Below are 11,207 nucleotides of genomic sequence, written 5' to 3'. Positions count from 1 at the left end.
CGGTGAGCCGACCGTCCATCGGGAGCTGGTCCATCTTGAAGTCGCCCGTGTGGACGGCCATGCCCGCAGGGGTGCGGATGGCGACAGCCAGGGCGTCCGGGATGGAGTGGTTGACGGCGATGAACTCGCAGTCGAAGGGCCCGATGCGCTCGCGGTTTCCCTCGGCGACTTCGAGGGTGTACGGCCGGATGCGGTGCTCCTGGAGCTTGGCCTCGATGAGGGCGAGCGTCAGCTTGGAGCCGATCAGGGGGATGTCCGGCTTCAGCCGGAGCAGGTAGGGGACGCCGCCGATGTGGTCCTCGTGGCCGTGCGTGAGCACGATGCCCTCGACGTCGTCGAGACGGTCCTTGATCGTGGTGAAGTCCGGCAGGATCAGGTCGACGCCGGGCTGCTCCTCCTCGGGGAAGAGCACGCCGCAGTCGACGATCAGGATCCGGCCGTCGTACTCGAAGACGGTCATGTTCCGGCCGATCTCACCGAGACCGCCGAGGGGGGTGACGCGCAGGCCACCCTTGGGGAGCTTCGGCGGGGCGCCGAGTTCAGGATGCGGATGACTCAAAAGACTCTCCTCACCACACGCGCCACGTACCGCTTGGGCACGTGGCGCGCATGACATTCGTGCACTTGCTGTTGTCGTCTTGATCGTGCTTGTTCAGTTGTGAAGTCTTTGGTTAAAGCTCTACCCCGCCGGCGGCGAGATCGATCTGGAGCTGGACGGTCTCCGCCTCCGTGAGCTCGACGAGCGGGAGGCGCAGGGGCCCGGCGGGGAGGCCCTGGAGGGCGAGCGCGGCCTTGGTGGTGATGACGCCCTGGGTGCGGAACATGCCGGTGAAGACCGGGAGCAGCTTCTGGTGGATCTCGGTGGCCTTCTGGACGTCGCCCGAGGTGTACGCGTCGATGAGGGCGCGCAGCTCCGGGGTGACGACGTGGCCGACGACGGAGACGAAGCCGACGGCGCCGACCGAGAGGAGCGGAAGGTTGAGCATGTCGTCGCCGGAGTACCAGGCGAGGCCGCTGCGGGCGATGGCCCAGCTGGCGCGGCCGAGGTCGCCCTTGGCGTCCTTGTTGGCGACGATCCGCGGGTGGTCGGCCAGGCGGACGATCGTCTCGGTGTCGATCGGGACGCCGCTGCGGCCCGGAATGTCGTACAGCATGACCGGCAGTCCGGTGCTGTCCGCGATGGCCGAGAAGTGCCGGTAGAGGCCCTCCTGCGGAGGCTTGTTGTAGTACGGCGTGACGGCGAGCAGGCCGTGTGCGCCGGCGCGCTCGGCGGCGCGGGCGAGCTCGATGCTGTGGTGGGTGTCGTTGGTGCCGATTCCGGCGACGACGTGGGCCCGGTCCCCCACCGCGTCCAGTACGGCTCGTACGAGCTGGTCTTTCTCCGCGTCGCTGGTGGTCGGGGACTCGCCGGTGGTGCCGTTGACGATCAGGCCGTCGTTGCCTGCGTCCACCAGGTGGGTGGCGAGCCGCTGCGCGCCGTCGAGGTCGAGTGCGCCGTCCGCCGTGAACGGCGTGACCATGGCGGTGAGGACCCGCCCGAAGGGGATCTGCGGAGTGGAGATCGGAGCCATGGGTAACACGCTACTCGCTGCTCAGCGCGTAGGGTCCCCTAGGGGGACGTGACGTATGCCGTGGTCAGTGGAGCCCGGCACTGCCTGCTCGGGGGTTCAAGCAGTGCCGGGTCCGTTTGATCAGCCTAGATGAACTTCTCGAAACGCCGCAATACGGACACCGAGTAAGGCTGACCGTACATCTGTGCTCTACGGGGCCACCCGGCCGTTCGCGTTGAAGGCGGCGTAGGTCAGCGGCATGAGCTTCGCCCACTGCTCCTCCATCCGCTCACCGACCATCTCGATCTCCCGCTGCGGGAAGGACGGGACCTTCGCCAGCTCGTGCTGGGTGCGCAGACCGAGGAAGTGCATCAGCGAGCGAGCGTTGCACGTCGCGTACATCGACGAGTAGAGACCGACCGGGAGGACCGAGCGGGCGACCTCCCGGGCGACGCCCGCCGCGAGCATCTCCTGGTACGCCTCGTACGACTGGCGGTACGAGTCCTCCATCACGCGGCCCGTGAGCTCCTGCTGGGCCTGGGTGCCCTCCACGAAGACGTACTTGCCGGGGCGGCCCTCCTGCACGAGCTTGCGCGACTCGTCCGGGACGTAGAAGACGGGCTGGAGCTCCCGGTAGCGGCCGGACTCCTCGTTGTACGACCAGCCGACGCGGTGGCGCATGAACTCGCGGAAGACGAAGATCGGGGCGCTGATGAAGAAGGTCATCGAGTTGTGCTCGAAGGGGCTGCCGTGGCGGTCCCGCATCAGGTAGTTGATGAGCCCCTTCGACCGCTCGGGGTCCTTGGCGAGCTCCTCCAGGGACTGCTCGCCCGCGGTCGAGACCCGGGCGGCCCACAGCACGTCGGAGTCCTTGGCGGCGTGCTTCACCAGCTCGACGGTGACATCGCTGCGGAAGCTGGGCTTGATGTCGGCGGGGCTCTCGGTCACCGGCGGGGGTCCTTCCAGTTGCGTCGCAAGGGCGGCGCCCACTCTACGGCTCGCCACTGACAACGACGGTCCGGGCGGCTCGTCCCGTTTTCCCTCGGTCGATTCACCAATTCACCGGAATCGGGCACCGAACGGCCGTTCCGTGCGTCTGTACCAGTAACGCACCCCACATCCGCATCAAGCCGAGGAGGCTCGCCCCGATGTTCCGCCGGCGAGAGGCCGTACCGTTCGCATTCGTCGCTGAGGCGGACCGCTTCCGCAGTAACGTCACACCGCCCCCAAAGGAGCGCCCCAGCGCCTCGCAGCTCGCCGGCCGGGCGCTGCTGGGTCTGACCGTGGTTGCCGGGCTGGTGGGATCGCTGCTCTTCGGGATGCCCGCGCTGGAGTCCCCGCACTCACCGTCCCACGCCCAGCAGTCCGAGGCGTCGGACGGCCGCTGAGGCCGGTCCTGATCCGGTTCTGATCCGGTCCTGATCCGGTCCTGAGCCGGTCCTGAGCCGGTCCTGAGCCGCTCCTGAGCCGCTCCTGAAGCCGGTCGTCGACCCCAGCGGCCCCCCTGGGGTGGTCCGGCCCCGGGCGCATCGGTAGCCTCACCGGGCACAGCCCTTCGTGCTTGATGAGTGAGGTTCAGCCGTGCCCCTGCCCTTTCTGACGGCCGACCGTGCCTTTGACGCGACGGCGGACAGCGATGTCGCGCTGCCGTTCGACGATCATGACCAGTGGCGCCGGCCGTACCGTCCGGGCCCCTGGCGGGTGTCCGGGTCCGCGCTGCTTCTGCTGCTCGCCTCGTTCGTGCTGATGGCAGCGATGATCATCACCTTCGCCAACGGGCTGCCCGCCGCTTCCGTGTGCTTCGGTCTCGCGGCGCTCGTGATCGCGGCGGCGCTGCGGATGCTGCGCGTCGGCACGTGGGTGAGCCGGCACGGCCTGCGATGCGTGGGCTTCCTCTCGACCACGACCGTGGCCTGGGCGCAGGTCAGGGAGCTGCGCACGGTCCAGCAGCCGGTGCGCTGGCTGGGGCTGCCGCGCACGGTGCAGGGCCAGGCCCTCCTGCTCGTACGCGAGGGTGGTGAGCCGCTGCCGCTGCTCACCGATCACAACGCGGACTTCCTGGAGCGGGTCGAGGCGTTCGACCGGGCCGCCGACACGGTCGAGGCGTGGGGCGCCGAGTACCGCCCGGCGCACCACACCTGAGCCGTCAGACCGCCGCCCTGCCCTCGTGGAGGGCGATCGCCCGCTGCATCGCCTTGCGGGCCCGCGGGGTGTCCCTGGCGTCGTGGTAGGCGACGGCCAGTCGGAACCAGCACCGCCAGTCGTCGGGAGAGTCCTCGGTCTCGGCGCGGCGCCTGGCGAAGACGGCGTCCGCCGAGTCGCGGTCGATACGGCCGCTCGCGGTACGGACCAGCTCGTCGACCGGCAGCCCGCCCTCCGCGTCCAGCTCGGCGGCGAGCGCGTTGGCCTTCCTGACGAACTGGGTGTTCTTCCAGAGGAACCAGATGCCGATCACCGGCAGGATCAGCACGGCCGCACCGAACGTGACGGTGAGCACGGTGCCCTGCTGGATCAGTGTGACGCCCCGGCTGCCGACCAGGACGAAGTAGACGACGAGGACGGCAGCCGTGACGGCGTACGAGATTTTCGCGCGCATACGAGCACTCAGCCGAGGTCGAGGAAGTGCTCGAGGCCGAAGGTGAGCCCGGGCGCGGTCACCACGCGCCGCACGCCGAGCAGGATGCCCGGCATGAAGCTGCTGTGGTGCAGGGAGTCATGGCGGATGGTGAGGGTCTCGCCCTCGCCGCCGAGCAGGACCTCCTGGTGCGCCAGCAGGCCCCGGAGCCGTACGGCGTGCACCGGCACCCCGTCCACGTCCGCGCCGCGTGCGCCGTCGAGCGCCGTGACGGTGGCGTCGGGCTGCGCGGCGCAGCCGGCCTCGGCGCGGGCCGCGGCGATCAGCTGGGCGGTGCGGGTGGCGGTCCCGGAGGGTGCGTCGGCCTTGTTCGGGTGGTGCAGCTCGACGACCTCGACGGATTCGAAGTACCGCGCGGCCTGGGCGGCGAACTTCATGGTGAGCACGGCGCCGATGGAGAAGTTGGGTGCGATGAGCACGCCCGTCTCCGGGGAGGCGTCGAGCGAGGTGCGCAGGTGCCCGAGGCGCTCGTCGGTCCAGCCGGTGGTGCCGACGACGGCGTGGATGCCGTGGCGCACGCAGAAGTCGAGATTGCCCATGACCGAGGCGGGGGTGGTCAGTTCGACCACCACCTGGGCCTCGGTCTCGACGAGGCTCTCCAGTTTGTCGTCCCTGCCGAGCGCGGCGACGAGTTCCATGTCCTCGGCGGCTTCGACGGCTCGTACCGCCTCGGAGCCGATACGGCCCTTGGCACCGAGGACGGCCACGCGCAGCTTGCTCATGTTGCTTTCGCTCTCTACGAGACGTTGACGGGACGTTACGGACTCTACGAGACGGCTTCGTGCAGCCGGTCCGCCTGCTTGTCCTTCAGCGGGCCGATCGCCGACAGCGACGGACGCTGCCCGAGGACGTCGCGGGCGACGGCTCGTACGTCGTCGGGGGTGACCGCGGCTATGTTCGCCAGCATGTCGTCGACCGACATCTGGGCGCCCCAGCACAGCTCGCTCTTGCCGATGCGGTTCATCAGCGCGCCGGTGTCCTCCAGGCCGAGGACGGTCGAGCCGGAGAGCTGGCCGATGGCGCGGCCGATCTCCTCGTCGGACAGTCCCTCGTGCGCGACCCGGTCAAGCTCGTCACGGCAGATCTTGAGGACGTCGTGGACCTGGCTGGGCCGGCAGCCCGCGTAGACGCCGAAGAGTCCGCAGTCGGCGAAGCCCGAGGTGTACGAGTACACGCTGTAGGCGAGGCCGCGCTTCTCGCGGACCTCCTGGAAGAGGCGCGAGGACATACCGCCGCCGAGGGCCGTGTTCAGCACGCCGAGAGCCCAGCGGCGGTCGTCGGTGCGGGCGAGCCCGGGCATGCCGAGGACGACATGGGCCTGCTCGGTCCTGCGACCGAGGACTTCGACGCGGCCCGCGGTCCGGATGGTGCGCCGGCCGTCGCGCGGGGCGACCGGGTCCGCACCGGTGCGGGACAGGGCGCCGGCCCTGTCGAACGCCTTGCGGACCTGGCGGACGACGGTGGCGTGGTCGACGTTGCCCGCGGCGGCCACGACCAGGTGCGTCGGGTCGTAGTGCTTCTTGTAGAAGCGGGCGATCTGGGAGCGGTTCAGCGCGTTGATGGTGTCGACGGTGCCCAGGACCGGGCGGCCGAGCGGGGTGTCGCCGAACATCGTCTTCGCGAAGAGGTCGTGGACGACGTCGCCCGGGTCGTCCTCGGTCATCGCGATCTCTTCGAGGATGACGCCGCGCTCGGCGTCGACGTCCTCGTCGAGGATCAGCGAGCCGGTGAGCATGTCGCAGACGACGTCGATCGCCAGCGGCAGGTCGGTGTCGAGCACGCGCGCGTAGTAGCAGGTGTACTCCTTCGCCGTGAAGGCGTTCATCTCCCCGCCGACCGCGTCGATCGCGGCGGAGATGTCGAGGGCGGAGCGCTTGTGCGTGCCCTTGAAGAGGAGGTGCTCCAGATAGTGCGTGGCGCCGTTGAGCGTGGGGGTCTCGTCGCGGGAGCCGACGTGCGCCCAGATGCCGAAGGTGGCGGAGCGCACCGACGGGAGGGTTTCCGTGACGATGCGCAGGCCCCCGGGGAGGGTGGTCTTGCGGACCGTGCCGATGCCGTGCTCGCCCTGGAGAAGCGTTTGGGTACGGGCGACGGCCCGCGCCTCCGAGGAGGTGCGGGCCGTCGTCCTGGAACTACGGGACGTCACTTGTCGGCGTCGTCCTTCTTCTCGCCCTCGCCGTCGGCGGCAGCGTCCTCGTCCGCGATCACGGGGATGAGGGAGAGCTTGCCGCGCTGGTCGATCTCGGCGATCTCGACCTGGACCTTGGCGCCGACCGCGAGCACGTCCTCGACGTTCTCCACGCGCTTGCCGCCGGCGAGCTTGCGGATCTGCGAGATGTGCAGCAGACCGTCCTTGCCCGGGAGCAGCGAGACGAACGCGCCGAAGGTCGTCGTCTTCACGACGGTGCCCAGGTAGCGCTCGCCGACCTCCGGCATGGTCGGGTTGGCGATGCCGTTGATCGTGGCGCGGGCGGCCTCGGCGGCCGGGCCGTCGGCGGCACCGATGTAGATCGTGCCGTCGTCCTCGATCGTGATCTCGGCGCCGGTGTCCTCCTGGATCTGGTTGATCATCTTGCCCTTGGGGCCGATGACCTCGCCGATCTTGTCCACGGGGATCTTGACGGTGATGATCCGCGGGGCGTTGGGGGACATCTCGTCCGGGGTGTCGATCGCTTCCATCATCACGTCGAGGATGTGGAGGCGGGCGTCGCGGGCCTGCTTGAGGGCCGCGGCCAGGACGGAGGCCGGGATGCCGTCCAGCTTGGTGTCGAGCTGGAGGGCGGTGACGAACTCCTTCGTACCGGCGACCTTGAAGTCCATGTCGCCGAAGGCGTCCTCCGCACCGAGGATGTCGGTGAGGGCGACGTAGTGCGTCTTGCCGTCGATCTCCTGGGAGATCAGACCCATGGCGATACCGGCGACGGGGGCCTTGAGCGGCACACCGGCGTTCAGCAGCGACATGGTGGAGGCGCAGACCGAGCCCATGGACGTCGAACCGTTGGAGCCGAGGGCCTCGGACACCTGGCGGATCGCGTAGGGGAACTCCTCTCGCGTCGGGAGCACCGGCACGATCGCGCGCTCGGCGAGGGCGCCGTGGCCGATCTCGCGGCGCTTCGGCGAACCGACGCGGCCGGTCTCACCGACGGAGTACGGCGGGAAGTTGTAGTTGTGCATGTAGCGCTTGCGGGTCACCGGGGAAAGGGTGTCCAGCTGCTGCTCCATGCGGAGCATGTTGAGGGTGGTGACGCCCAGGATCTGGGTCTCGCCACGCTCGAACAGCGCCGAGCCGTGCACGCGCGGGATGGCCTCGACCTCGGCGGCGAGCGTACGGATGTCCGTCACGCCACGGCCGTCGATGCGGGTCTTCTCCTTGATGACGCGCTCACGGACCAGGGACTTGGTCAGCGAGCGGTACGCGGCGGAGATCTCCTTCTCGCGGCCCTCGAACTGCGGGAGCAGCTTCTCGGCGGCCAGACCCTTGACGCGGTCCAGCTCGGCCTCGCGCTCCTGCTTGCCCGCGATGGTCAGCGCCTGGGCGAGCTCGTCCTTGACGGCGGCCGTGAGCGCCTCCAGGACGTCGTCCTGGTACTCGAGGAAGACCGGGAACTCGCCGGTCGGCTTGGCGGCCTTGGCGGCGAGGTCGGCCTGGGCCTTGCAGAGGACCTTGATGAAGGGCTTCGCGGCCTCGAGACCGGCGGCGACGACCTCCTCGGTCGGGGCCTCGGCGCCGCCCTTGACGAGCTCGATGGTCTTCTCGGTGGCCTCGGCCTCGACCATCATGATCGCGACGTCGCCGTCCTCCAGGACGCGGCCCGCGACCACCATGTCGAAGACGGCGTCCTCGAGCTCGGTGTGGGTCGGGAAGGCCACCCACTGGCCGTTGATCAGCGCGACGCGGGTGCCGCCGATCGGGCCGGAGAAGGGCAGGCCGGCCAGCTGCGTGGAGCAGGAGGCGGCGTTGATCGCGACCACGTCGTACAGGTGGTCGGGGTTGAGCGCCATGATCGTCTCGACGATCTGGATCTCGTTGCGCAGGCCCTTCTTGAAGGACGGGCGCAGCGGGCGGTCGATCAGGCGGCAGGTGAGGACCGCGTCCTCGGACGGGCGGCCCTCACGGCGGAAGAAGGAGCCGGGGATCTTGCCCGCGGCGTACATCCGCTCCTCGACGTCGACCGTCAGAGGGAAGAAGTCCAGCTGGTCCTTGGGGTTCTTGGACGCGGTGGTGGCCGACAGCACCATGGTGTCGTCGTCCAGGTACGCAACGGCGGAACCGGCGGCCTGCTTGGCCAGGCGGCCCGTCTCGAAGCGGATGGTACGGGTGCCGAAGGAACCGTTGTCGATCACGGCCTCGGCGTAGTGGGTCTCGTTCTCCACTAGCGAAATCTCCTCGTCTGCGTCCCCTCGCCCGTGTGGCGGGGGACGGTGGTGGAGAAGCGCGCCTTGAGTGCGGGCCGGTCTTCGATCGAAGCACCCGGGTGTGATGGTTCCGGGGGCCACTACCGAGGACCGGCGGCGGAGGGGCGCTCCCCCTCGTTCGTCATTGCGTTCTCGGGTACTGCTTCGTTACTGCACCGCGCTGTGGCGTTGTGCTGTGCGACCAGATTACTGAGGTTTGGTGCACGACCGCACGTACAGCAAAGGGAGCGGCCCCCTAAGAGTGGGAACCGCTCCCTTCACGGCGTCTTACTTCGCGCCGCCCGCCGCACCGCGGCGGATGCCCAGGCGGTCGACCAGCGCACGGAAGCGCTGGATGTCCTTCTTGGCCAGGTACTGCAGCAGCCGGCGGCGCTGGCCGACCAGGATCAGCAGACCACGGCGGGAGTGGTGGTCGTGCTTGTGGGTCTTGAGGTGCTCGGTCAGGTCCGAGATGCGGCGGGAGAGCATGGCGACCTGGACCTCGGGGGAGCCGGTGTCGCCCTCCTTGGTGCCGAACTCGGACATGATCTGCTTCTTCGTAGCGGCGTCGAGAGACACTCGGTACTCCTCTTGGTGTTCGATGCGCCTGCGAGTGCCCCTGGTCTTGGTCTCAGGGGAACTTCCGTGACTCGGAGGCGAAGGCGCGATGGGCGCTGCACCCAGAAGATCCGGGGGCGCGTACACAAACGGCCGTCGACCAGCTTACACGCTGTGGTCACCGACCCCGACCAGTGGCCGGGACCGGTGGCGGGACGGGTCGCGGGACGGGTGGCGCACCGATGGCGGAACCGGTGATCGGAGCGGCTGTTTCAGCTGGTCAGCGACCGGGCGGCGTCGAAGACGTCCAGGACGGCCAGGCAGAGCGGGACCAGGGAGAGCAGTACCGCGCTCTCGGCGAGGTCGAGCAGCCGGCCCCAGAAGGGTGAGAGGCCCTTCCTCGGGATGACCAGGCCGATCGCGGTGATCACGGCCGCTCCGGAGGCGACGGCCGCGGTCAGCCAGATCGTACGGATGTCCAGGCCGCTGCGGTCGCGGAACACCAGCAGATCCCTGACCAGGTCCGCCGGCGGGTTCAGCGAGAGGCCGAGGATCAGCAGGGCGATCGCGGCGATGCCGGCCACGAGGACGCAGGCGACCTGTGAGGTGTAGCGGAAGAGGCGGGCGCGCAGCAGCATCGCGAGACCGGCGGCGAGCGCGAGGAACTGGCCCCAGACGTTGCCCGCGAAGCCGAGGACGGCGGCGGAGCCGACGACGACCGCGGCGCAGCCCCCGGCGAGGCCGAGCAGCATCTCGTGGCCGCGGCGGGCCTGCAGCGCGATGCGCTCCGCGTCGACGGGGGTGCCGGCCTGCGCGTCCGGAGCCTCGTTCGGGTTCGTGTGCGAGTCGGTGTGGAAGTCGTCGGCGGTGGCGCTGCGCGGCGAGGCGTAGCCGATGGGGAGCCGGGCGAAGCGGGCCGAGAGGCCGGGCAGGAAGGCGACGAGGCCGATGGCGGCCGGGGCGCAGACCGCGGCGGTGGCGGTGGCGGACGCCTCGGCGAGGATCGCGGCGAAGGTGGCGAGGGTGCCGACGGCGGCCAGGAAGGTGGCGGCGACGAACGGGGCGTCCCCGCTGGGGGTGAGCGCGACCAGGGCGACCGATGCGACCAGGACGGTGACACAGCCGAGCAGGAACTGCAGCCTGCCGGGGCCGTGGCCGGCGTCCGGTCCGATGATCCCGGAGCCCGCGATGAGCAGCAGCGGCAGCGCGCCGAGGCCGAGGGCGACGGCGGTGGCCCGGTCGGCGTACACCCGGGCCCGTACACCGGCGAAGGCCGTCAGCAGTACGCCGGCGGCGCCCGCGATGATGCCCGGCAGGCTGTGCATGTCGTGGCGGACCGGGTCGGCGAACCAGAGCACGAAGCCCATCAGGACGAGCAGCAGCACTCCGCCGACGAGTCCCGCACCGCGCAGCAGGTCGTCGCTCCACAGGTGGCGGTCGCGGGTGACGGCCGCGGCGACGGCGTCGGAGACGTCGTCGAAGACGGCGGGCGGCAGCGACTGCGCGAACGGGCGCAGGCTGAGGACCTCGCCGTCGAGGACCTGCTGGGCGGCGAGGGTGCGGGCGCCGTCGAGGACGGTGCCGTCGCGGCGGACCAGGTGGTACCCGGTGGGAGTGCCGGGGGACTGCGTCTGGCCGGTGAGCCGCAGGATCTCCGGGTAGACGTCGGCGACGGCGATGTCCTCGGGGAGGGCGACGTCGATCCGGCTGTCGGGCGCCACGACAGTGACGCGGCAGAAGCCGGTCGCTGCGGTCGTACTCACGTGTCTGGACCCCCTGAATGGCGATGGCGCGCAAGCTGATTCGCGGTTGCGCACGGTGCGCGCGCCACCCTACCGGGAGGTGGTGTCGGTGCCTGCAAGTAGGATCACCGTCCGCGGAGGGAAGTCCGCAAACAGAAGCCATCACGGGGGCGTTGGTGCGGACCAGGGGGTGTCCGGTGGATCAGGCTGGATCAGCGAGCGGCGTCATGCGGCTTCGGATCCAAGGCGGAGGAGGGAGTCGACGCGGAGCGTCGGCGACCGACGAGAACGCAGGAGACGGAGTCGCAGGGCGTCGCGAGTCCAGCC

Annotated in this window: 11 protein-coding genes (1 of these 11 running past the window's edge); 2 read left to right on the top strand and 9 right to left on the bottom strand. The window is 69.9% G+C overall.

The annotated features are described in order from the left end of the window. The 3 genes from KK483_RS26765 to thyX form a co-directional block, all read right to left on the bottom strand. Positions 1 to 559 carry the beginning of a ribonuclease J gene (locus KK483_RS26765; protein ID WP_262007771.1) on the bottom strand. Its footprint begins 1,127 nt before the window's first position, so only the first 559 of its 1,686 coding nucleotides appear in the window; its start codon is at positions 557 to 559; the stop codon falls past the left edge of the window. A gap of 112 nt (positions 560 to 671) precedes the next feature. Further along, complete coding sequence (gene dapA / locus KK483_RS26760; RefSeq protein WP_262007770.1) at positions 672 to 1,571, bottom strand: 4-hydroxy-tetrahydrodipicolinate synthase; 900 nt, start codon at positions 1,569 to 1,571, stop codon at positions 672 to 674. Between the two features lie 189 nt (positions 1,572 to 1,760). Further along, positions 1,761 to 2,498 (bottom strand): FAD-dependent thymidylate synthase, encoded by a 738-nt coding sequence (gene thyX / locus KK483_RS26755; RefSeq protein WP_262007769.1) that lies wholly within the window; start codon positions 2,496 to 2,498, stop codon positions 1,761 to 1,763. Between the two features lie 200 nt (positions 2,499 to 2,698). On the opposite strand from thyX, the gene KK483_RS26750 reads away from it, so the two are divergent. Continuing rightward, positions 2,699 to 2,938 (top strand): hypothetical protein, encoded by a 240-nt coding sequence (locus KK483_RS26750; RefSeq protein WP_262007768.1) that lies wholly within the window; start codon positions 2,699 to 2,701, stop codon positions 2,936 to 2,938. Between the two features lie 193 nt (positions 2,939 to 3,131). Continuing rightward, positions 3,132 to 3,692, top strand: a complete 561-nt coding sequence (locus KK483_RS26745; protein WP_262007767.1) for a PH domain-containing protein — start codon at positions 3,132 to 3,134, stop codon at positions 3,690 to 3,692. Positions 3,693 to 3,696: 4 nt separating this feature from the next. On the opposite strand, the gene KK483_RS26740 is transcribed toward KK483_RS26745, so the two are convergent. From KK483_RS26740 to eccD, 6 genes are all read right to left on the bottom strand, one after another. Continuing rightward, positions 3,697 to 4,146: a hypothetical protein gene (locus KK483_RS26740; protein WP_262007766.1), complete on the bottom strand. Its 450-nt coding sequence runs from the start codon at positions 4,144 to 4,146 to the stop codon at positions 3,697 to 3,699. A gap of 8 nt (positions 4,147 to 4,154) precedes the next feature. After that, the gene (gene dapB, locus KK483_RS26735; protein WP_262007765.1) at positions 4,155 to 4,907 is read right to left on the bottom strand and encodes a 4-hydroxy-tetrahydrodipicolinate reductase; all 753 of its coding nucleotides are present in this window, start codon (positions 4,905 to 4,907) and stop codon (positions 4,155 to 4,157) included. Between the two features lie 44 nt (positions 4,908 to 4,951). Further along, positions 4,952 to 6,331 carry a pitrilysin family protein gene (locus KK483_RS26730; protein ID WP_262007764.1) on the bottom strand — a complete coding sequence of 460 codons (1,380 nt, stop codon included), beginning with the start codon at positions 6,329 to 6,331 and terminating at the stop codon, positions 4,952 to 4,954. Further along, positions 6,328 to 8,559, bottom strand: coding sequence for a polyribonucleotide nucleotidyltransferase (locus KK483_RS26725; RefSeq protein ID WP_262007763.1), 2,232 nt, complete (start codon positions 8,557 to 8,559; stop codon positions 6,328 to 6,330). Before KK483_RS26725 ends, KK483_RS26730 begins: the two co-directional genes overlap by 4 nt. Before the next feature lie 309 nt (positions 8,560 to 8,868). Next, positions 8,869 to 9,159, bottom strand: a complete 291-nt coding sequence (rpsO, locus tag KK483_RS26720; RefSeq protein ID WP_215096097.1) for a 30S ribosomal protein S15 — start codon at positions 9,157 to 9,159, stop codon at positions 8,869 to 8,871. Between the two features lie 251 nt (positions 9,160 to 9,410). Next, on the bottom strand, positions 9,411 to 10,901 hold the full coding sequence (gene eccD, locus KK483_RS26715; protein WP_262007762.1) for a type VII secretion integral membrane protein EccD: 1,491 nt from the start codon (positions 10,899 to 10,901) through the stop codon (positions 9,411 to 9,413). Positions 10,902 to 11,207 lie beyond the last annotated feature (306 nt).

The sequence above is a fragment of the Streptomyces sp. FIT100 genome (genome assembly GCF_024584805.1).
Taxonomy (GTDB): Bacteria; Actinomycetota; Actinomycetes; order Streptomycetales; family Streptomycetaceae; genus Streptomyces.
The sequence above is the reverse complement of the archived record's forward strand: the minus strand, read 5'-3'. Positions and strand labels throughout refer to the sequence as shown.

Coding starts and splice junctions, on each gene's coding strand:
- dapA (WP_262007770.1), bottom strand. CDS start 1,571: ATGGCTCCGATCTCCACTCCGCAGATCCCCTTCGGGCGGGTCCTCACC.
- KK483_RS26750 (WP_262007768.1), top strand. CDS start 2,699: ATGTTCCGCCGGCGAGAGGCCGTACCGTTCGCATTCGTCGCTGAGGCG.
- KK483_RS26740 (WP_262007766.1), bottom strand. CDS start 4,146: ATGCGCGCGAAAATCTCGTACGCCGTCACGGCTGCCGTCCTCGTCGTC.
- dapB (WP_262007765.1), bottom strand. CDS start 4,907: ATGAGCAAGCTGCGCGTGGCCGTCCTCGGTGCCAAGGGCCGTATCGGC.